Here is a 20,883-nt window from a genome sequence, read left to right as displayed (position 1 = left end):
CCCGCCGAGTGGACGCCGGGGGGCGTACGTGGAGGGTGTCAGGCGGAGGGGCGTCAGGCGTTGACCGTCTCCCCGGGCAACGCCAGGTCCACGTCCACCGCGCAGTCGTCGCCCGCGTGCGTCGCCGAGGAGGCGAGCGGGGCGTGGCCGTCGGCCCGGGCGGCGAGGACGTAGGCGCCCTGGGTGGGGACGGTGAGGGTGTAGGTGCCGTCCTCGGCCGAGAGGGTGGCGCCGGCCTGGCGGCCGCGGCGGTCGATCAGGGTGACCTTGGCGCGAGCGACCGGGGTGCCCTCGGCGTCCACGACGCGGCCGCGGAAGCCGCGCAGGGCCTGCTCGGCGCGCTCCAGGTTGGCGTCCTCCTCGCTGCTGGCGCGCAGCTGGGGGTGGGTGGAGGCGGGGCGCTGCTTCGGGAGGAAGAGGGCCAGCGCCAGGCCCACCGCGACCGCGGCCGTCGCGATCAGGAAGGACACCCGGAAGCCGTGCATCGTCGGGATCTCGACGCCGCCGACGTCGTTCGCGGTGTTCGCCAGCACCATGCCGATGACGGCGCTGGAGACCGACGTACCGATGGAGCGCATCAGCGTGTTGAGGCCGTTCGCGGCGCCCGTCTCCGAGGCCGGGACCGCGCCGACGATCAGGGCGGGCAGGGAGGAGTAGGCCAGGCCGATGCCCGCGCCGAGGACCACCGAGATGACCAGGCTCTGCCAGGGGGCGCTCATCAGGCCGAGTCCGGCGCCGTAGCCGATGGCGATGATCAGCATGCCGAGGATGAGAGTGGTCTTGGGGCCGTACTTGGCGGAGAGGCGGGCGTAGACGGGGGCCGTGAACATCATCGTCAGGCCGAGCGGGGCGACCAGAAGGCCCGCGACGACCATCGACTGGCCGAGGCCGTAGCCGGTCTCCTTCGGGAGCTGGAGCAGCTGGGGGAGGACGAGGGAGACGACGTAGAAGCTGACCCCGACCATGATCGACGCCAGGTTGGTGAAGAGGACGGCCGGGCGGGCCGTGGTGCGCAGGTCGACCAGGGGGGCCTTCGTGCGCAGTTCGTAGACGCCCCAGAGGAGGACGACGACGGCCGACGCGGCGAACATGCCCAGCGTGAGGCCGGACGTCCAGCCCCAGTCGCTGCCCTTGGTGATCGGCAGGAGGAAGAGGACGAGGCCGGCGGAGAGGCCGAGCGCGCCGAGGAGGTCGAAGGTGCCTTCCGCGCGGACCTCGGACTCCGGTACGACGAGGAGGGTGAGGGCGATGGAGAGGACGCCGAGGCCGGCGGCGCCGTAGTAGAGGGCGTGCCAGTCGGCGTTCTGGGCGACCAGGGCCGCGGCGGGCAGGGCGAGGCCGCCGCCGACGCCGATGGAGGAGCTCATCAGGGCCATCGCCGAGCCGAGCCTCTCGCGGGGGAGCATGTCGCGCATCAGGCCGATGCCGAGCGGGATCGCGCCCATCGCGAAGCCCTGGAGGGTACGGCCGACGATCATGGGGATCAGATCGCTGGTGACCGCGCTGACCAGCGCGCCGATCACCATGACGGCCAGGCTGGATATCAGCATGCGCCGCTTGCCGTACAGGTCGCCCAGACGGCCCATGATCGGGGTGGCGACGGCGCCGGAGAGCAGGGTGGAGGTCAGGACCCAGGTGGCGTTGCTGGGCGCGGTGCTCAGCAGCTGCGGCAGGTCCTTGATGACCGGGACGAGCAGGGTCTGCATCACCGCGACAACGATGCCCGCGAAGGCGAGGACCGGGACGAGGGGGCCGGTCGCTCTGCCGGTGGGCTGGTCGTTCGTCGTTTGTGTCATGTGAGGGACCAACCCGGTGTGCCTGGGCAACTATTCCGATGCTTTGGCCAGCTAACGATTTTTTGACCTTCTCTTGGGGGAGGGCCGGGATGGCGGGGGTCTGGGGGCGACCCGGGATGACGGGGATGACGGGGATGACTGGGGGTGACCGGGGTCGACAGGGGACGACGGGCCTAGGTCGATCGGTGGCGGAGGGTCTGGGTCCAATTTCTGATGCCAGGAGCGTCGGTCGTTGAGACCATGACACTCATGCTCGGAGCCGCTGACGCCACCGCCCGCCTGTCCCGCCGTACCGCGCCCCCCGCCTGGCTGGTGGTGGCGCTCGCCTGCGCCGGACAGTTCCTCGTCGTGCTCGACGTGTCCGTCGTGAACGTGGCGCTGCCCTCGATGCGGGCCGATCTGGGGATGAGCGCGCAGGGCCTGCAGTGGGTCGTGAACGCGTACGCCATCGCCTTCGCCGGGTTCATGCTGCTCGGCGGGCGGGCCGGGGACCTGTACGGCCGTAAGCGGATGTTCCTCGTCGGGCTCGCCGTGTTCACCATGGCCTCGCTGGCCGGCGGGCTGGCCCAGCAGGACTGGCAGCTGCTGCTCGCGCGGGCCGTGCAGGGGCTGGGCGCCGCGGTGCTGGCGCCCTCGACGCTGACGATCGTCACGGCGGCGGTGCCGGAGGGGGCGGCGCGGGCGCGGGCCATAGGCACGTGGACGGCTGTCGGCGCGGGCGGCGGTGCGGCGGGCGGGCTCGTCGGCGGGGTGCTGGTGGACGTGCTGTCGTGGCGGTGGGTGCTGCTGATCAACGTGCCCGTGGGCGCGGTCGTGCTGGCCGGTTCGCTGCTGTGGCTCGTGGAAAGCCGGGCCGGGGACGGGCGGCGGCTGGATCTGCCGGGCGCGGTGCTGGTCACGGCGGGGCTGGCGACGCTGGCGTACGGCATCTCGCAGACGGAGGCCTCGGGCTGGACGGCGACGGCCACCGTCGTGCCGCTGCTCGCCGGTCTCGCCCTGATCGGCGTCTTCGTCCTCGTGGAGGCGCGTACGGCGGCCCCGCTGATGCCGCTCAAGCTGTTCCGGGCGCGGGCGGTGTCGTCGGCGAACGTGGCGATGTTCCTGTGCGGCTCGGCGATGTTCTGCATGTGGTTCTTCATGACGCTGTACGCGCAGAACGTGCTCGGCTACACCCCGCTGGAGGCCGGCCTGGCGCTGGTGCCGAGCTCGCTGGCCGTGCTCCTCGGCTCCAAGCTCGCGCCCCGGCTCATGCCGAGGATGGGCACGCGCACGGTGGCGGTCACCGGCACGCTCGTGGCCGTCGTCGGCTTCGGCTGGCAGTCGACGCTGAGCGTGACGGGCGGCTACGTCACCTCGATCATGGTTCCGGGCATCCTGATGATGCTGGGCGCGGGCCTCGCCGCGACCCCGCTCGCGGCGCTGGCCACGTCCGGGGCGGACCCGGGGGAGGCCGGGCTGGTGTCGGGGCTGGTCAACACCTCCCGCACGATGGGCGGTTCCCTGGGCCTCGCGGTCCTGTCGACCCTGGCGGCGGCCCGCACCGGCGGCACCGCGACGCCGGAGGCGCTGACGGAGGGGTACGCGCTGGCGTTCCGGACGGGGGCGTGGGTGCTGGGCGGGGGAGTGGTGCTGATGCTGGTGTGGCTGCCGCGGCGGTCGGCTGCGGCCGCGGCCTGAGTCGCCGGGCCCAGGCGAGTCGGCGGGGTTGCGGGAGGCGAACCAGCGACTCCGTGGCCCGGGTGGAAACTGGCGTGCGTCGGGAGGCAACGGTCCGGGCGCCTCATGGACTCCTTTGAATATCAAGGAGGTGCCCATGGGGGATCGCAAGGCGGCTCGGGACTCGGAGTTCCAGAGCTTCGTCATCGGCCGCTGGCCGCGCCTGCTGCGGACGGCATTTCTCCTCACGGGGGAGCAGCACGCCGCGGAGGATCTGGTGCAGTCGACGCTGGAGCAGGTCTATGTGGCCTGGCGCAAGGTCGGGTCGGCCGACGACCTGGAGGCCTACGTGAGGCGCATGATGATCAACGCGCACGCGCGCAAACACCGACGGCGGCTACGGGAGTTCCTGGCGCCGAAGGACGACTCGGGGCTGGCCCGCGAGGTGCCGGACGCCGGTGACCGCATCGCGCAGGCCGACGACCGCAGCGCCCTGCTGGCGGCGCTGGCCCAACTGCCGACACGGCAGCGGGAAGCAGTGGTCCTGCGCTACTGGGAGGACCTGACCGAGACACAGACGGCGGAGGCGATGGGCTGTTCCATCGGCGCGGTGAAGAGCAACGCGGCCAAGGGCATCGCGAAACTCCGCGCCATACCGGGACTGGCGGAGACGGTCACGCAGGGAGCGCGGAGCTGATGAGCGCGAACCGGGAGAGGAACCACGGGATGACGAGCCACGACATGACCCACTCGGACATCGCCGTCCTGCTGGCCGACGCCGCGGACGAGGTCGAGATCGGTATAGCCCCCTACGACGCCGTGCTCCGCGGCGGCCGCCGCCGCAAGGCCCGCCGCTGGGCGGTGGCCACGGCTACCGCCCTGGCTCTGGCGGGCTCGGCCGGGACCCTGGCGGTGGCCGGGATGCCGGACGGGGACGGGAACCGGGGCTCCTCGGTGGCGACCAGCCCGCCCACCGCGCCGCCCGCGCCGGACGTGCGTACGCCTTCGCGAACCCTGCTCGCGTCGGGGACGGACCACGGCGAGAAGTGGCGGGTCCTCATCGACGTCTGGCAGGCACCGCGCGACAAGCGCGAGGCGTCCGCCGAGCTCGCCGCGATGCGGGAGTTCGGGCAGACCCCGACGGGGCTGGGCGATGCCTCCGAACTCGTCGGCAAGGCCTCGTACTTCGTGGTGCGCGAGTACGGCGACTCGGGGAAGGAAGAGGTGATGATCGAGGACGCGTTCACCGAGGAGGACAACCTGTCCGGCCGGGACATCGAGGCCGCCGCGGTGTCCGTGGATCCCGGCGAGCAGGGCCCGAAGCGGCTGGTCGTCGGCCAGGTCGCCGTGACCGCTCAGCAGGTCACCTGCACCTGGAAGGACGGTTCGACCACCGACGTCCCCACGGAGTGGGAGGCCATGGGCGCCGGACGCGACCCGTCGGGAGGAGACGGAATCGACCTGAGCAGCGACAACCTCCTGATCCGCCCGGTGGGCGGCTCGCCGGTGAGCTGGTTCGTGTGCGTGGCCCCCGAGGGGACGGAGTTCAACTCGGTGGCGGTGACGAAGTAAGGCGGCCCGGGCGGTTCGCGTCCCGGTTCACAGCCCCCTGCTGACGTGCCTCCCGCGGTGCCTCCATGCGGTTGCGGGTGCCCGTCCTGCGGGCATGTCGCGAAGGAGAACCGCGTCACCCGAGCGAAGTTCGTATGCGCGGCGTGCGGGTTGCACACCGGCGGACGGCCCGGCTTGATGCTCTGCGGCAGCAACGGCTCCAGCCGGGCCCACTGGCTGTTCGTCCACTTTCGCGATAGATCCCTAGGCCATCGCCCCTGCGGGGTCTCCTGATCGCAGCAGGCTGGATCCTCGCCACAACCATCGCCGCCGGAGTGACCCGCAATCTCAACCGCCAATGACCTGTCCTGCCTGGAAGCCTCGATTTCGCGGTTGCCCAGCAGACGGTCTGGGCGTTTCCGTCTCTCCACGGACCCGCCTTGAGCGCGCCACTCCCGCCGGGCTGTAGCTACGAGATGCGAAAGCTGGCCGTCCGCCTTGAGGCGACCGTGCTGGTCGCAGTCCTCAACGAGTGGCTGTGACCAGCACTTTCGCAACAGGCCCTAGCCGCGACCGTAGGAAGCCCGCGCTGCGGTACGGCAGACCCATACAGACCTGACACGCCGTCAGGAGCCTTCACAACTGCCGTGCCCTCGGCTATACAGAGGTCGCCGGACTGGAACGCGTTCTAGATCGGCCCGCGACGACCTCGGTGCGGCCGACGGTGCGGACGGCCGTACCGGGGTCTTGACCTGAAGCCACTGTCAGGAGCCGTATGCCCATCGACGCAGCCAAGGCGCTCGCCGCCGAACCCCGGACCGGCGAGATCTCCTGGAACTCCAAGGACGTCCAGCTCTACCACCTGGGCATCGGGGCGGGGATCCCGGCCACCGACCCCGACGAGCTGCGCTACACCCTGGAGTCCCGCCTGCACGTCCTGCCCAGCTTCGCCACCGTCGCGGGCTCGGGCTCGCCCGGCGTGATCAGCGGACTGTCCATGCCGGGCATCGAGGTCGACCTCGCCCGTGTCCTGCACGGCGGCCAGTCGCTGACCGTCCACCGGCCCCTCCCGGCGACGGGCACCGCCACCGCCACCCACCGCGTCGCCGCCGTCCACGACAAGGGCAAGGCGGCCGTCCTGGTCCTGCGCACCGAAGTCGCCGACGCCGACGGGCCGTTGTGGACCAACGACGCCCAGATCTTCATCCGCGGCGAGGGCGGCTGGGGCGGCGACCGCGGCCCCTCCGCCCGCCTCGACCCCCCGGCCGGAGAGCCCGACCGGACCGTCGAGCGGCCGGTCCGCGAGGACCAGGCCCTGCTCTACCGCCTCTCCGGCGACTGGAACCCGCTGCACGCCGACCCCGAGTTCGCCAAGGTCGCCGGATTCGAGCGGCCCATCCTGCACGGGCTGTGCACCTATGGCATCACGCTGAAGGCCGTCGTCGACACCCTGCTCGGCGGCGACGTGACCCGGGTGCGGGCGTACACCACCCGGTTCGCCGGGGTCGTGTACCCGGGGGAGACCCTGCGTATCCGCATGTGGCGGCAGGAAGGTGCCGTACGGGTCGCCGTCAGCGCCGTCGAGCGGGAGGACGCGCCCGTCCTCGCCGACACCGTCGTCGAACACTCCTGAACCCAGAACGCCGTACGAGGGGAGCCCGCACCATGCGCGCAGCCGTACTGCACGAGACCGGCCAGGACAAGCTGGAGGTCCTCGACGACGTCGAGGCGGTGGGCTTCGGGCCCGGCCGGGTGAGGGTCCGGGTACGGGCCACCGGGCTGTGCCACTCGGACCTGTCCGCGATGAACGGCGTACTGCCCCAGCCCGCCCCCTTCGTACCCGGTCACGAGGGCGCCGGCGAGATCGTCGAGGTCGGGGAGGGCGTCCGCCACCTGAAGCCCGGCGACCGGGTCGTCGTCTGCTGGCTGCCGGCCTGCGGTGCCTGTCCCGCCTGCAAGCGCGGCCAGACCGAGCTGTGCCTGGCCGGGTTCATGAACGCCGGCACCCCCAACTTCAAGCGACCCGCCGGGGACGTCTTCGGCTTCGCCGGCACCGGCACCTTCGCCGAGGAGGTCGTCGTCGACGCCGGCTGCGCGGTGCCGATCCCCGACGACGTGCCCTTCGACATCGCCGCCCTCATCGGCTGCGGGGTGACCACCGGGCTCGGGGCCGCGCTCAACACCGCCGACGTGGAGGCCGGTTCGTCGGTCGCCGTCATCGGCTGCGGCGGCGTCGGCATCTCCGCGATCCAGGGCGCCCGGCTCAAGGGCGCCGCCGAGATCGTCGCCGTCGACCCGGTGGCCTCGCGACGCGAGGCCGCGCTCAGGTTCGGCGCCACGAAGGCCGTCGCCCCGGACGGGCTGGCCGACGCCAAACAGCAGGTCACCGCCGGCGAGGGCTTCGACTACGTCTTCGAGGTCGTCGGCAGGTCGGCCACCGCCCGCACGGCCTACGAGAACACCCGGCGCGGCGGCACCCTGGTCGTCGTCGGCGCGGGCGCCATGGACGACTTCCTCCAGCTCAACATGTTCGAGCTGTTCTTCGACGAGAAGCGGATCCTGCCGTCCATGTACGGCGGTGGAGACGTCCTGCGCTCCTACGAGCGCACGATCGCCCTCTGGCGCGCGGGCCGCATCGACCTCGCCGGCCTGATCACCCACCGGGTGCCGCTGAGCGAGATCAACGAGGCCCTGGACCAGATGCGGACGGGCACGGCGCTGCGTACGTGCATAGAGATCTGAACCCACCTGCTGCGAAGGGGCGTTGATGTCACTGCCACTCGAAGGCCTGTGCGCGATCGTCACCGGTGCCGGGCGCGGGCTCGGCCGGGCCGAGGCGCTGGAGCTGGCCCGGCTCGGCGCGGCCGTCGTCGTCAACGACTACGGACAGCCCGGCCGGGACGGCTCGGGCGAGGCCTCCGCCGGGCCCGCCGAGGAGGTGGCCGCCGAGATCCGCGCGGCCGGCGGCACGGCCGTCGCCCACACCGGTGACGTCGCCGACTTCCAACAGGCCTCCGCGCTGGTCGAGTTGGCCGTCGCCGAGTTCGGCAAGCTGGACATCCTGGTCAACAACGCGGGCATCCTGCGCGACCGCATGGTCTTCTCCATGGCGGAGGGGGAGTGGGACTCGGTGATCCGGGTCCATCTCAAGGGGCACTTCAACACCACCCGTTTCGCCGCCGCGCATTGGCGCGAGCGTTCCAAGGAGGTGGGCGGCCCGGTGTACGGGCGGATCGTGAACACCTCCTCGGAGGCGTTCCTCGCGGGATCGGCGGGACAGCCCAACTACGCGGCCGCGAAGGGCGGCATCGTCGGACTGACCACCTCCACCGCCCTCGCGCTCGCCAAGTACGGCGTCACCGCCAACGCCATCTGCCCGCGCGCCCGCACCCGGATGACCGAGGACGTCTTCGCGGGCCTCGCCCGGCCGGACGACGGACTGGACCCGCTCGCCCCGGAGCATGTCGCCCCGCTCGTCGGCTATCTGGCCTCGCCGGCCGCCGCACGGATCAACGGCCAACTGCTCGTCGTCCACGGCGGCATGGTGGCCATCGTCGAACGACCGCGGATCGCCGCCAAGTTCGACAGCAAGCAGGAGACGTTCACGTACGACGAGCTCGACGCGCTGCTCACCTCGCACTACGCCGGGCGGCCGGCGGGGGAGACGTTCGGGGCGGCGGAGGTGCTGGGGCTGAAGCGGGGCTGACGCGGGCTGACGGCTGCGGACACGGGAACGGCCCCGTCCCTCGTGGGGACAGGGCCGTATGCCGTTGCTCGCGCGGCGTCAGGCGGCCGTCTCGGTCTCCTCGACCGGCTTGCGGTGACGACCGCGGGGAGCCGTCTCGCCGTCCTGGGCGGACACCGGGCCCCGGTGCCTGCCGTGACCGGCGGCCTTCTGAACGTCGTGAACGTCGGCCGGCCCCGGCTGGGTCGTGCTGGCGTTACTCATCGGAAAACTCACCCCGTCAACATGATCTTTCTTACAGCCGGGCGAGTTTAACCGGATCACCGTGGGCCGAATCCAGGCGCCCACGCCAACCGCCACTACTTCGTTACAAGACCGCCCAACGGGGCTTGCTGCAACGGTACGGGGCGCGTCCGCGCGGGGGGCGAGGGGGACTGTGGCTGTGTGGGTGCCGGGTCCCGTGGTTGGGCGGGTGCTGCGCCGTCGTGGCTTGTCGCGCGGTTCCCCGCGCCCCTTTGGGGGGTTTCCCAGCGCGTTACTCCGCAAGGCACCGTCCCTGTCGCGTACGGCAGTTGCAGCACCCCGTCCCGCGTCCACCACCCCGACCCCGCCAACCACCCCTCCGGCGCCGGGAGATGACGTACCTGACGGTCGGCCGGGCGCCACACGCCGACCCAGCTGCCGGCCCGGCCGTCGACGCGCAACGCCACCCCGCAGCCCTCCGGCGTCAGTACCTGCCCCGGCTGGATCGCGAACGGTGTCACCACGCAGTCGGGCATCCGCAGGCACTCCGGGAAACGCACCGGCAGCGTGCTGCCCAGCACACCCCAGCCCAACCGTTCCTGCCCCGGCGAGGGGGCGTCCGACCGGATCAGCAGCAGCCCGCTGTCCGGGTCGGCGAGCGCCAACCGGTCGTCGCTGTCGTCCGTGATCTGCAGCAGCGCGGACACCTCGCCGCCCCGCTCCAGATCGACCACGACGGCCTTCGTACGGCCCCCGGACTCCCGGTCCAGGGCCAGCATCCGCCCGCCCCGGTCCAGCCACACCCCGCCCGAGCAGCGCCCCGGGACCTCCGCGAGCCGCTCGGGCCCGAAGGCGCCCCCCGCCACCAGCCACACCGTGCTGGAGCGCCGGCCCACCGCGAGCGCGTACGCCTTGTCGCCGCCCGGCGCCGGGGGCAGCAGCCGCAGCCGGGTCTGGTCGTCCGGGCACTGCACCGCGCCCAGCGGCAGCTCACCGGTGCCGGGGCCGGTCGGGTACAGCAGCGAGAACATGTGCCGTCCGTCGGTCGCGCGGCAGATCAGGACCCGCCCGTCGCCCATCGGCTGCACCTCGGTGCCGGGCTCCTCCGGCTGGTGGGCGGGCAGCGGCACGGCGTACGGCTCGGGGCCGTCCAGGGTCCAGCGCTCGGGGAACCAGCAGTCGCCGGCCGGGGCGAGACGGGCGGCGTAGGAACCGTCCGCCGTGATGCTGCATCCCGCCCGAGGCGAGTCGCCGTCCTCGTGCTCCGCCGCAGGCTCGATCGCACAGGCCGTCATGGTCCGGTCACCTCCGGTAACGAAGCTAGTTTTCGCACGCACGGACGTGGGATCAGCGAGGTTCGGCTTCACACAAAGGGGTGGCCCAGGAACGATTCGCCTGTGGTGACGGGGGTGATTGTGCTGGGCGGGGCCGGTCGTGCCGCGGGTGGCCGGGGCGTCCGCCACGAGGCACGATCCGACGGCTCCGGGACCGGTACAGCCGTACGGAACAGCCAGGTAGCCTTTCCCTCGTGCCCCGTCTGTCTGAAGTCATCGCCGCGCTGGAGAACCTGTGGCCCGCCGAGCGGGCCGAGTCCTGGGACGCGGTCGGCACCGTCGTGGGCGACCCCGACCAGGGGGTCTCCCGGGTCCTGTTCGCCGTCGACCCGGTGCAGGAGATCGTGGACGAGGCGGTGAAGCTGGACGCCGACCTGCTGGTCACCCACCACCCGCTCTATCTGCGCGGTACGACGACCGTCGCGGCCTCCACCTTCAAGGGCTGGGTCGTGCACACGCTGATCAAGAACGACATCGCCCTGCACGTGGCGCACACCAACGCCGACACCGCCGACCCGGGAGTCAGCGACGCCCTGGCCGGCGCCCTGGACCTGCGGGTCGTACGACCGCTGGTGCCGGACACGAGCGACCCGACGGGCCGTCGGGGCCTGGGCCGTGTCTGCGAACTCGACCACCCGCTGACCGTCCGTGAACTCGCCGCCCGCGCCGCCGAGCGGCTGCCCGCCACCGCGCAGGGCATCCGCGTGGCCGGCGACCCCGAGGCGACGGTCCGCACGATCGCCGTCAGCGGCGGCTCCGGGGACAGTCTCTTCGACCAGGTGCGGGCCGCCGGTGTCGACGCCTTCCTCACCGCGGACCTCCGCCACCACCCGGCGTCCGAGGCCGTGGCCCACAGTCCTCTCGCGCTGCTCGACGCGGCGCACTGGGCCACCGAGTGGCCCTGGTGCGAGCTGGCTGCCACCCAGCTCGACGAGATCTCCGACCGCAACGGATGGGACCTGCGCGTCCACGTCTCGAAGACGGTCACCGACCCCTGGACCGCCCACGCGGCATCCTCCGTCACCGATCCATCTGGAGCCCCCAACTGAACGCCGCGCCCGCCGACCAGATCCGCCTCCTCGACGTCCAGGCCCTCGACGTCCGTCTCCAGCAGCTCGCGCACCGGCGGAGGTCGCTGCCCGAGCACGCCGAGATCGAGTCGCTGACCAAGGACCACACCCAGCTGCGTGACCTGCTCGTCGCCGCGCAGACCGAGGAGAGCGACACCGCCCGCGAGCAGACCAAGGCCGAGCAGGACGTGGACCAGGTGCGCCAGCGCGCCACCCGCGACCAGCAGCGCCTGGACTCCGGCGCCATCACCTCCCCGAAGGACCTGGAGAACCTCCAGCGCGAGATCGCCTCCCTCGCCAAGCGCCAGGGCGACCTGGAGGACATCGTCCTGGAGGTCATGGAGCGCCGGGAGTCCGCGCAGGAGCGGGTCGCCGAGCTGACCGAGCGGGTCGGCGCCGTCCAGGGGAAGGTCGACGACGCGACCGCCCGCCGGGACGCCGCGTTCGAGGAGATCGACGGCGAGGTGGCCACCGTGACGAAGGAGCGCGAGGTCATCGCGAGCGCCGTCCCGGCCGACCTGCTCAAGCTCTACGACAAGCTGCGCGAGCAGCAGGGCGGCATCGGCGCGGCCAAGCTGTACCAGCGCACCTGCCAGGGGTGCCGCCAGGAGCTCGCCATCACCGAGCTGAACGAGATCCGCCAGGCCGCGCCGGACACCGTGGTCCGCTGCGAGAACTGCCGCCGGATCCTGGTGCGTACGGCCGAGTCCGGCCTCTGAGAGCTCTGGGAGTCTGTGCCGTGCGGGAGTTCATCGTCGAGGCCGACGGCGGGTCACGGGGCAACCCGGGGCCCGCGGGCTACGGAGCGGTCGTGATCGACGCGGCGACGGGGCAGACGCTGGCCGAGGCGGCCGAGTACATCGGCGTCGCCACGAACAACGTCGCCGAGTACCGGGGTCTGGTGGCCGGTCTGCGCGCCGCGTACGACCTGGACCCGGCGGCCACGATCCACGTCCGTATGGACTCCAAGCTCGTCATCGAGCAGATGTCGGGGCGCTGGAAGATCAAGCACCCCGACATGAAGCCGCTGGCCTTCGAGGCGGCGCGGGTCTTCTCGGCGCCTCAGGTGACGTACGAGTGGATCCCCCGCGAGCGGAACAAGCACGCGGACCGGCTGGCCAACGAGGCGATGGACGCCGGGAAGCGTGGGGAGCGGTGGTCGCCGGCGGCTTCGACGGCGGAGCTGGAGGCGGCTGACGCGAGGGCCGCGAGGGCCGCGAGGGCCGCGAGGGTTGCGCAGGGTGCCGCCGAGCCCGATCCGTCCGGTCCGCCGGGAGACGCCGCCGCGGGCGCGGCGCGAGCGCGTGCGGCGCTGGCGGAGGGGCGCGGCTCGGCGGCTTCCGCCGCTCCTGCTGCCGACGCTCCCGTCAAGGCCGGGGGCAGGGCCAAGGCCGAGGCCGATGTCAGCGCCGCCCGCACCGTGGCCGCGCCCTCGTCCGGCTGGGCCCCCGCCGACATGGGGGCGCCCGCCACCTTCGTACTGCTCCGGCACGGCGAGACCCCCCTCACCCCGCAGAAGCGGTTCTCCGGCAGCGGCGGCACCGATCCCGCCCTCTCCGACGTCGGCCGGGACCAGGCCGAGCGCGTCGGCGCCGCCCTCGCCCGGCGCGGCACCATCCAGGCGATCGTGGCGTCGCCGCTCGCCCGGACCCGGGAGACCGCCGGGATCGTCGCTGCCCGCCTCGGCCTGGAGGTGACCGTCGACGACGGCCTGCGCGAGACCGACTTCGGCGCCTGGGAGGGGCTCACCTTCGGCGAGGTCCGCGAGCGCCACCCGGACGACCTCACCGCCTGGCTGGCCGACCCGGAGGCCCGTCCCACCGGCGACGGCGAGAGCTTCGCGGCCACCGCCACCCGTATCGCCGCCACCCGCGACAAGCTGATCGCGGCGTACGCGGGCCGCACGGTCCTCCTCGTCACGCACGTCACCCCGATCAAGACGTTCGTACGCCTCGCGCTGGGCGCCCCGCCCGAGTCCCTGTTCCGCATGGAACTCTCGGCGGCCTCCCTCTCGGCGGTGGCGTACTACGCCGACGGCAACGCGAGCGTACGGCTCTTCAACGACACGTCACACCTGCGCGCCTGAGTTCCTGAGCCCGGCGGCCTCCCGCGCCAACGCCTCCACCCGCCCCCAGTCCCGCGCCGCCACCGCGTCCGCCGGGAGCATCCAACTGCCGCCCACGCAGGCGACATTGGGGAGCGCGAGGTATCCGGGCGCGGTCGCCGCACCGATCCCGCCCGTCGGGCAGAAGCGGGCCTGCGGCAACGGGCCGTGCAACGACTTGAGGTATGCCGTACCACCCGCGGCCTCGGCCGGGAAGAACTTCATCTCCCTCACCCCGCGCTCAAGGAGGGCCACGACCTCCGACGTGGTGGACACCCCGGGCAGGAACGGCACCCCGGACGCGCGCATCGCGTCCAGCAGTACGTCCGTCCAGCCGGGGCTGACCAGGAAACGCGCGCCCGCCGTGACCGAGTCCGTCACCTGCTCCGGCGTGATCACGGTGCCCGCCCCGACCACCGCGTCCGGCACGGCGTCCGCGATCGCCCGGATCGCCTGGAGCGCGGCCGGCGTCCGCAAGGTCACCTCGATCGCGGGCAGTCCGCCCGAGACGAGGGCCCGGGCCAGCGGTACGGCGTCGGAGGGGTCGTCGACCACGACCACGGGCACGACGGGCGCGAGATCCAGCACGGAGGCAGACAGGGGAGAGGGCATGGCCTCATCCTGCCGATGTCAAGCACTGTGCGCAAAAGTCATTGCGCATACTGCAACGCGCTGCGGCCATACCTCAGCGGCCGTACCTCAGCGGCTGTACCTCAGTGGATCTCCGCCACCAGCACATCCAGCGTCCACGCCTTCCCCGCCCTGGCCGGCGCCTCCACCTCCACCTCGTACCCGAGGTCCCGCAACGCCTCCACCAGCTCGGCCGGATCCTTGGGCGCCGCCCCGGCCGTCAGCAGGCTCCGTACGATCCGCCCCTTCGTGGCCTTGTTGAAGTGGCTGACGACCTTCCGGGTCGGCGCGTGCAGCACCCGTACCGTCGCCGTCCGCCCGGCCACCTCGCCCTTCGGCTTCCAGGCCGTCGCGTACGCCGACGACCGCAGATCCAGCACCAGCCCGTCCCCGGCCGCCTCGGGCAGCACTCGCGCCATCGGCGCCCGCCAGTGCGCGCCGAGCGCCCCGAGACCGGGCAGCTTCACGCCCATCGAACAACGGTAGGAGGGGATGCGGTCGTTGACCCGCACCGCGCCCCACAGGCCCGAGAACACCAGCAGCGACCGGGCCGCCCGCTTCTTCGCCGCCGCGTCCAGCGACGCCAGGTCCAGGGCGTCGTACAGCACACCGGTGTAGATCTCCCCGGCCGGCCGGGCCCCCGCCGAGAGCAGCCCGACGTTCTTCGCGACCTCCCCGCGCAGCCCCTCGCTCAGCCCGAGGACGTCCCGCGCCTTGTCCTCGTCGCCGCCGCACAGCTCGACCAGCTCGTTCAGCACGGCCTGGCGGGCTTCGGTCAGTCCCGGCAGGGACAGCGACTCCAGCTTCAGCGAGGCACCCCGACCGGACGAGGCCTTCCCTTCGGAAGGCGGCAGCAGGACAAGCACACGTACTCCTTCAATCGAACCCCGCCACAGGGTACGGCGTGCCACCCGGCCGACCTCGCCCTACGCTCGACTCATGCCCCGCCGCCACATCCGGGTGACCGGCGCCCCCGAGGCCCCCCTCCGGGCCGCCCTCACCGCGCTGCGTACCGAACTCGGCGTCCCCGGGAGCTTCCCGCCCGAGGCGCTGGCGGAGGCCGACCGGTCCGCGAAGGCTCCGGTCCTGCCGCCCCACGACGCCACCGACATCCCCTTCTTCACCGTCGACCCGCCCACCTCCACCGACCTCGACCAGGCCCTGCACCTGTCCCGCCAGGGCACCCGCGCAGGGACCGGCAGCGGCTACCGCGTCCGGTACGCCATCGCCGACGTCGCCGCCTTCGTCGTACCGTCGGGCGCGCTCGACCGGGAGGCCCACCGGCGGGTGACGACCCTCTACTTCCCCGACCTGCGCATCCCGCTGCATCCCGAGTCGCTCAGCGAGGGCGCGGCGAGCCTGCTGCCGGGCCAGGACCGGCCCGCCGTGCTGTGGACGATCGACCTCGACGCGGACGGCCGTACGCTCGCCGTCGACGTCCGCCGCGCCCTCGTCCGCAGCCGGGCCAAGCTGGACTACGCGGGCGTGCAGAAGGAGATCGACGGCGCGACGGCCGAGGAACCGCTCGCGTTGCTCAAGGAGATCGGGGAGCTGCGGGAGAGGCTGGAGGTCGAGCGGGGCGGGATCTCGCTCAACGTGCCCGAGCAGGAGATCGTCGAGCGAGACCACACCTACGAGCTCGCCTACCGAGCCCCGCTCCCGGCCGACGGCTGGAACGCCCAGATCTCCCTGCTGACCGGCATGGCCGCCGCCGACCTGATGCTGGCCGGCGGCACGGGCATCCTGCGCACCCTCCCGCCCGCCCCCGACGGCGCCGTCGGCCGGCTCCGCCGTACCGCGCACGCCCTGCGCATCGACTGGCCGCACCACGTCTCCTACGCCGGACTCGTCCGCTCCCTCGACCCGCACCGCCCGCACCACGCGGCCTTCCTCCAGGAGTGCACGACGCTGCTGCGCGGCGCCGGTTACACCGTCTTCCGGGACGGTGACCTGCCCGCCATCACCACCCACTCCGCCGTGGCCGCCCCGTACACCCACTGCACGGCCCCCTTGCGCCGCCTCGCCGACCGCTACGCCTGCGAGGTCTGCCTCGCGGTGGCGGCGGGGCAGCCGGTGCCCGACTGGGTGCGGGCCGGCCTCGACGCGCTGCCCGCGCGGATGGCCGAGGGGGCCCGGCGCGCGGGCACGGTCGAGCGGGAGTGCGTCGACATCGTCGAGGGGGCGCTGCTGAAGGACCGGGTGGGGGAGGTGTTCGACGGCTGGGTGGTGGACGTGGAGGAACGTCGTCCTGCCGTCGGGACGGTCCAGTTGGAGTCCCCGGCGGTCATCGGCCGGATCGAGAACACGAACGGGGACCGGCTGCCGCTCGGCGAGCGGCTCAGGGTCCGCCTCACCCGAGCGGCGAAGGTGCGGTTCGAGCCCGCTTGACCGCCTGGACGAGATCGGCGGCCTCGTCGCAGTGCAGGCGCACGAGACGGACGTCCCGCCGGCGGCCCAGGAAGGTGAAGTGAGCGACGGGCTCGGCGAGTTCGAGCGTCACGGTCGTCTGCGCGCCGATCGCCAGGTTGAGCTCACCGTCGGCCCGCTCATGGGTGGTGCGCAGCTCCCGCCGTACATGCGCGATGTTCTCCAGCGGTATGCGCAGATCGACGTGCGCGGCGCGCCGCACGCGCAGGGAACCGGCGTCGAGGACGTGGGGCCGTACGACGGAGGCGGCGTGCATCCCGGCGACGAGCACGATGGTGTACACGTCCAGCATGAACACCACCCGGTGCACGGCCGGGTAGTCCCGCAGCAGGACGGCCATGGTGAGCGACTCGATCACGCACACGAACGCGAACCCGAACATCATCGGGCCCTGCCCGCGCGCATACCCGAAGGCGGTGCCCGTGCCGGTCCCGTGCCGGCGCCGGGCGACCCACAGCCCGAGACTGCCGAGGAGCCGCAGCTCGTGCCGGGTGAGGACGAGCACGGTCCGCATCACGGCCCGTCTCCTTCCGTGAGGATGCGCAGGGTACGACGGATGGCCTCCGCCTGGGCCGGGGCGAAGTCGGCGTAGAAGGCCCGCAGGAAGCTGTTGCCGGGGTCGACGCCGACCGTCCCCGGAAACAGGTCGCGAGGCAGGCAGTCGGCGAGGGCACGGGCCGCCTCGTCCACGCGCGGGTCGGCGGGGTCGGCGTCGACGAGCTGGTCGAGCAGGGCATACGCGGCGAAGGCCCGCTCCTGGCCGCCGGGCCGGGCGAGCGCGCCACCCAGGGCGCCCATGAACTCCTCCCGAGTCTCGGGATCGGCCGTGGTCTCGATCAGCGCGAGCATCTCGCGGTCCTTGGCGGCCATGGGGGAGTCGCCGCCGAGGTGCGCCATGTCCTGGAACAGCGCGCCCAGCCTCGGCGACACCGGCCCCTCGGCCGGCAGCCCGCCCCCGGTCTCCAGCAACGCCCGCAGCCGCTCCCGCCGCTCCCGGATCGCCGCCTCCTGCCGGGCGAGGTCCTCATCGAGCTCGGTCAGCACCTCGACCAGGTCCTTCCCGGCGTCCTCGGCCAGGACGTCCCGCACCTCCGCGAGCCCGAGTCCCAGCTCCGTGAGCCGCCGGATCCGCGCCAGCACGACGGCATGCCGCAGCGTGTACTCCCGGTAACCGTTCGGCCGCCGCTCCGGCTCGGGCAGCAGCCCCTGATGGTGGTAGTGCCGCACCGTGCGCGTGGTGACGCCGACGGCGGCGGCGAGTTCTCCGATCCGCATGGGATCAGTAGAGACGTTGACGTTGCGGCAGGGTCAAGGCGACCGGGTCGTCGTCTGACGACAGCCGTCATCGTGTGCCACGATCGAGGGAACGGTTCCCGATCTCACGGACAGGTGATCTTCCGATGTCCAAGGCTGGCGAGCGACCGAAGGAGGGGCGTGACATGACTGCCATGGCCCATGAGCCGCTCACGCAGGAAGAGGTCCTGCTGGAGGGCTTTCTCGCCCTGGACACCCCGGAGGGTTTCCGGGCCGAGTTGATCGAGGGGGAGATCGTTGTGACACCGCCGCCGGACGGGGATCACGAGGACTACATCAATCTGATCATGAAGCAGGTGATCAGGCGGTCCCGGACCGACATGGACTTCTCCGGAAACAAGGGGCTGAAGCTGCAGAGCGGAGGCGGCTGCCCGAAGGACCACGTGATCCCGGACGGCACCTTCGCCGCCACGAAGCTGCGGCTCTACCGGGGCGCCGACTCCTGGATGCCCTGCGAAGGCGTCGCCATGGTCCTGGAGGTGACGTCGACCAAGCCCAAGGCCGACCGAGAGGCCAAGCGCCGCTGCTACGCCCGCGGCGGCATCCCGCTCTACCTGCTCGTCGACCGCGAGGCCTCGTCGGTCACGCTCTTCAGCAGCCCGGAGAAGGACGACTACCGAGAGCACTGCACGCGCCCCCTCGGCAAACCCCTCGCCCTCCCGGAACCCTTCGCCTTCGACCTGGACACGTCGGACTTTCTCTGAGCCTCTGAGCGTTGCACCCCCTGGGAACCCGGGGGTGCGCGATGAACACACAGGAACAGGCCAGTTGGACCAGAGCGAGGCTCGGCCGCTGCGGCCCGCCCCTCGACCTGCTCACCGCCCGATTCGCCCGGCACGTCTACGCCCCGCACGCGCACGAGGAGTTCACCGTCGGCGTGACGGTGGGCGGGCTGGAGGTCATCGCCTACCGGGGCGGGCACATCCGCTCGGGCCCCGGCTCCATCGTCGTACTGGAACCCGGAGAGATGCACACGGGCGGCCCCGCGGCCCCCGAGGGTTACGCCTACCAGGCCCTGTACGCGGCTTCCGCCCTGCTGTCCGACGGCACCACGGGCGGCCTCCCGCACTTCCGCGAACCCGTCCTGAACGACCCCGAACTGGCCTGCGCCCTGCGCCGCGCCCACACCGAACTGAGCGCCTGTCCCGATCCGTTGGAAGCCGAGTCCCGCCTCCCCTGGCTGCTCAGCGCGCTCGCCCGCCGCCACTCCACGGCCCGCCCGGCCGACGACAGGATGCCCGGCGCGGACCGGGTGGCCCTCCTGGTACGCGAGCGCCTCGCGGACGAGCTGCTTGCCCCGCCCTCCCTGGCCGACCTCGCCACCGACCTGGGCATGTCCCGCTACCAGCTCCTGCGCGCCTTCCGTACGACGATGGGAGTGCCGCCGTACGCCTGGCTGGCCCAGTACCGCGTGACCAGGGCCCGCGGCCTGCTGGAGTCCGGCCTGCGCCCCGCCGAAGCCGCCGCTCTGGTCGGCTTCGCGGACCAGGCGCACCTCACCCGATGGTTCCGCCGGGTCGTGGGGGTGACCCCGGCGGCATACCGCAACAGCGTTCAAGACCGACGGTGAGGCCGCGCCCGAGACTCACCTCATGACTGCACGAGGCTGGTTTCTGTTCTCCCTCATGGGAGTGATCTGGGGCATCCCGTATCTGATGATCAAGGTGGCGGTGGCGGAGGTCTCCCCGTCGATGGTGGTGTTCACGCGCTGCGCGCTGGGCGCCGCGCTCCTGCTGCCCTTCGCACTGCGCCAGGGCGGCCTGACCCGGACGGTCCGGACACACTGGCGCCCCCTGCTGGCCTTCGCGTGCATAGAGATCATCGGCCCGTGGTTCACGCTCACGGACGCCGAACGCCATCTCTCCAGCTCCACGGCGGGACTGCTGATCGCCGGCGTCCCGATCGTCGGCGTCGCCCTGGCCCGCTTCTTCGGCGACACGGAACGCCTCGGCGTACGGCGGACGACCGGGCTGGCACTCGGCCTGGCGGGCGTGACGGTACTGACGCTCCCGCACCTCACCGGCGGCGACGCGCTGTCCCTCGCCGAGGTCCTGGTCACGGTGCTGGGCTACGCCACGGCCCCGCTGATCGCGGCGCGCTGGCTGAAGGACGTCCCGTCCCTCCAGCTCACGGCATCCTGCCTGGCGCTGGCGGCGCTGGTCTACGCGCCCGCGGCGGCGCTGACCTGGCCGGACACGGTCCCCTCGGCCGAGGTCCTGACGGCGTTGGCCGCGCTGGGCGTGATCTGCACGGCGATCGCCTTCGTCGCCTTCCTGGAACTGATCAAGGAGGCGGGCCCGACGCGGGCGACGGTGATCACGTACGTCAACCCGGCGGTAGCGGTGACGGCGGGCGCGCTCTTCCTGGACGAGCGCCTGACGCCGACGATCGCCGTGGCCTTCGCCCTGATCCTGACCGGCTCGGTACTGGCCACGGCCGCGGCACCGAAGGGCCCCGCCCGCCCGGTACCATGGTCGACACGGCAGACGAGCCGGGCGGACGGCCGCGTGGAGTCCCCCTAGGGGGCTTCCCGAGGAACGTCCGGGCTCCACAGGGCAGGGTGGTGGCTAACGGCCACCCGGGGTGACCCGCGGGACAGTGCCACAGAAAGCAGACCGCCGGGGACCTCGGTCCTCGGTAAGGGTGAAACGGTGGTGTAAGAGACCACCAGTGCTCAGGGTGACCTGAGCAGCTAGGTAAACCCCACCCGGAGCAAGGTCAAGAAGGGGCCGCCTCCTCGAAAGAGGGGCGACCCTGCGCGGACGTTCGAGGGCTGCCCGCCCGAGTCCGCGGGTAGACCGCAGGAGGCCGGCGGCAACGCCGGTCGTAGATGGATGGCCGTCGCCCGGGGCTCCGCGAGGAACCCCGGGAACAGAACCCGGCGTATAGCCCGACTCGTCTGCCTTTCAGGCTTCTGGCCAGCTAAAGCCTGGGTCGGAGGCCCTCGCTTGGGGAACTGCGGCCGTCGCCTCGCCCTGGTCCGTATCGATTCAAACCGGACCTCACGGCTGCACCGAGGCTCTGTGAAAGCGAGAAAACATTCCGTAGTTAACGCTTCACGCATTGGTGCGCT

At 72.3% G+C, this 20,883-nt stretch carries 19 protein-coding genes, 1 other RNA gene and 1 pseudogene; 14 read left to right on the top strand and 7 right to left on the bottom strand.

Going from position 1 to position 20,883, the window contains the following annotated elements; all coding sequences use genetic code 11:
* Positions 1-53: 53 nt before the first annotated feature.
* Positions 54-1,796, bottom strand: a complete 1,743-nt coding sequence (locus tag ACZ4UU_RS03430; protein WP_468036219.1) for an MFS transporter — start codon at positions 1,794-1,796, stop codon at positions 54-56.
* A 240-nt stretch (positions 1,797-2,036) separates the two neighbouring features.
* Between ACZ4UU_RS03430 and ACZ4UU_RS03425 the strand changes: the two genes are divergently transcribed.
* The 6 genes from ACZ4UU_RS03425 to ACZ4UU_RS03400 all read left to right on the top strand — a co-directional run bounded on the left by ACZ4UU_RS03425 (position 2,037) and on the right by ACZ4UU_RS03400 (position 8,709).
* Positions 2,037-3,473 (top strand): MFS transporter, encoded by a 1,437-nt coding sequence (locus tag ACZ4UU_RS03425; protein WP_468036218.1) that lies wholly within the window; start codon positions 2,037-2,039, stop codon positions 3,471-3,473.
* Between the two features lie 136 nt (positions 3,474-3,609).
* The gene (locus ACZ4UU_RS03420; protein ID WP_468036217.1) at positions 3,610-4,149 is read left to right on the top strand and encodes a SigE family RNA polymerase sigma factor; all 540 of its coding nucleotides are present in this window, start codon (positions 3,610-3,612) and stop codon (positions 4,147-4,149) included.
* A gap of 29 nt (positions 4,150-4,178) precedes the next feature.
* Positions 4,179-5,024: a hypothetical protein gene (locus tag ACZ4UU_RS03415; protein ID WP_468036216.1), complete on the top strand. Its 846-nt coding sequence runs from the start codon at positions 4,179-4,181 to the stop codon at positions 5,022-5,024.
* 754 nt (positions 5,025-5,778) lie between these two features.
* Positions 5,779-6,636, top strand: coding sequence for a MaoC/PaaZ C-terminal domain-containing protein (locus ACZ4UU_RS03410; RefSeq protein WP_468036215.1), 858 nt, complete (start codon positions 5,779-5,781; stop codon positions 6,634-6,636).
* A 32-nt stretch (positions 6,637-6,668) separates the two neighbouring features.
* Positions 6,669-7,745 (top strand): Zn-dependent alcohol dehydrogenase, encoded by a 1,077-nt coding sequence (locus tag ACZ4UU_RS03405; RefSeq protein WP_468036214.1) that lies wholly within the window; start codon positions 6,669-6,671, stop codon positions 7,743-7,745.
* A 25-nt stretch (positions 7,746-7,770) separates the two neighbouring features.
* A complete protein-coding gene (locus ACZ4UU_RS03400; RefSeq protein WP_468036213.1) occupies positions 7,771-8,709 on the top strand; it encodes a 3-oxoacyl-ACP reductase in 939 nt (312 codons plus the stop codon).
* A gap of 78 nt (positions 8,710-8,787) precedes the next feature.
* Here the strand turns inward: ACZ4UU_RS03400 and ACZ4UU_RS03395 are convergent, their stop codons facing one another.
* Positions 8,788-8,952 (bottom strand): hypothetical protein, encoded by a 165-nt coding sequence (locus tag ACZ4UU_RS03395; RefSeq protein ID WP_167366203.1) that lies wholly within the window; start codon positions 8,950-8,952, stop codon positions 8,788-8,790.
* Positions 8,953-9,047: 95 nt separating this feature from the next.
* Positions 9,048-10,226, bottom strand: coding sequence for a hypothetical protein (locus tag ACZ4UU_RS03390; RefSeq protein WP_468036212.1), 1,179 nt, complete (start codon positions 10,224-10,226; stop codon positions 9,048-9,050).
* 233 nt (positions 10,227-10,459) lie between these two features.
* On the opposite strand from ACZ4UU_RS03390, the gene ACZ4UU_RS03385 reads away from it, so the two are divergent.
* The 3 genes from ACZ4UU_RS03385 to ACZ4UU_RS03375 are packed head-to-tail and all read left to right on the top strand — an operon-like array spanning position 10,460 to position 13,421.
* A complete protein-coding gene (locus ACZ4UU_RS03385) occupies positions 10,460-11,314 on the top strand; it encodes a Nif3-like dinuclear metal center hexameric protein (RefSeq protein ID WP_468036211.1) in 855 nt (284 codons plus the stop codon).
* Positions 11,311-12,054 carry a zinc ribbon domain-containing protein gene (locus ACZ4UU_RS03380; protein ID WP_468036410.1) on the top strand — a complete coding sequence of 248 codons (744 nt, stop codon included), beginning with the start codon at positions 11,311-11,313 and terminating at the stop codon, positions 12,052-12,054. The genes ACZ4UU_RS03385 and ACZ4UU_RS03380 overlap by 4 nt, the downstream gene beginning before the upstream one ends.
* Before the next feature lie 20 nt (positions 12,055-12,074).
* Entirely contained in the window at positions 12,075-13,421 is a 1,347-nt protein-coding gene (locus ACZ4UU_RS03375) for a bifunctional RNase H/acid phosphatase (RefSeq protein ID WP_468036210.1), read from the top strand.
* Here ACZ4UU_RS03375 and eda read toward each other — a convergent pair.
* Both eda and yaaA read right to left on the bottom strand, forming a co-directional pair.
* The gene (gene eda, locus ACZ4UU_RS03370; protein ID WP_468036209.1) at positions 13,404-14,051 is read right to left on the bottom strand and encodes a bifunctional 4-hydroxy-2-oxoglutarate aldolase/2-dehydro-3-deoxy-phosphogluconate aldolase; all 648 of its coding nucleotides are present in this window, start codon (positions 14,049-14,051) and stop codon (positions 13,404-13,406) included. The genes ACZ4UU_RS03375 and eda overlap by 18 nt on opposite strands.
* A gap of 101 nt (positions 14,052-14,152) precedes the next feature.
* Positions 14,153-14,935, bottom strand: a complete 783-nt coding sequence (gene yaaA, locus ACZ4UU_RS03365) for a peroxide stress protein YaaA (RefSeq protein ID WP_468036208.1) — start codon at positions 14,933-14,935, stop codon at positions 14,153-14,155.
* A 73-nt stretch (positions 14,936-15,008) separates the two neighbouring features.
* On the opposite strand from yaaA, the gene ACZ4UU_RS03360 reads away from it, so the two are divergent.
* Positions 15,009-16,457, top strand: a complete 1,449-nt coding sequence (locus ACZ4UU_RS03360; RefSeq protein WP_468036207.1) for an RNB domain-containing ribonuclease — start codon at positions 15,009-15,011, stop codon at positions 16,455-16,457.
* On the opposite strand, the gene ACZ4UU_RS03355 is transcribed toward ACZ4UU_RS03360, so the two are convergent.
* Together ACZ4UU_RS03355 and ACZ4UU_RS03350 are read right to left on the bottom strand one after the other, a co-directional pair.
* Positions 16,420-17,010 carry a hypothetical protein gene (locus tag ACZ4UU_RS03355; RefSeq protein WP_468036409.1) on the bottom strand — a complete coding sequence of 197 codons (591 nt, stop codon included), beginning with the start codon at positions 17,008-17,010 and terminating at the stop codon, positions 16,420-16,422. The genes ACZ4UU_RS03360 and ACZ4UU_RS03355 overlap by 38 nt on opposite strands.
* Positions 17,010-17,771 (bottom strand): MerR family transcriptional regulator, encoded by a 762-nt coding sequence (locus ACZ4UU_RS03350; RefSeq protein WP_468036206.1) that lies wholly within the window; start codon positions 17,769-17,771, stop codon positions 17,010-17,012. The genes ACZ4UU_RS03355 and ACZ4UU_RS03350 overlap by 1 nt, the downstream gene beginning before the upstream one ends.
* A gap of 164 nt (positions 17,772-17,935) precedes the next feature.
* Between ACZ4UU_RS03350 and ACZ4UU_RS03345 the strand changes: the two genes are divergently transcribed.
* The 4 genes and pseudogenes from ACZ4UU_RS03345 (at position 17,936) to rnpB (ending at position 20,712) form a co-directional block, all read left to right on the top strand.
* The gene (locus ACZ4UU_RS03345; protein WP_468036205.1) at positions 17,936-18,514 is read left to right on the top strand and encodes a Uma2 family endonuclease; all 579 of its coding nucleotides are present in this window, start codon (positions 17,936-17,938) and stop codon (positions 18,512-18,514) included.
* 41 nt (positions 18,515-18,555) lie between these two features.
* On the top strand, positions 18,556-19,380 hold the full coding sequence (locus ACZ4UU_RS03340) for a helix-turn-helix domain-containing protein (protein ID WP_468036204.1): 825 nt from the start codon (positions 18,556-18,558) through the stop codon (positions 19,378-19,380).
* A 22-nt stretch (positions 19,381-19,402) separates the two neighbouring features.
* Positions 19,403-20,182 (top strand): annotated as a pseudogene (locus ACZ4UU_RS03335) (DMT family transporter); the annotation flags it as partial.
* A 115-nt stretch (positions 20,183-20,297) separates the two neighbouring features.
* Positions 20,298-20,712: RNase P RNA component class A (rnpB, locus tag ACZ4UU_RS03330), an RNA gene on the top strand.
* Positions 20,713-20,883: the final 171 nt, after the last annotated feature.

This window comes from Streptomyces sp. NPDC028907, from assembly GCF_055564995.1.
This window is presented reverse-complemented; position numbering and strand designations above follow the sequence as displayed.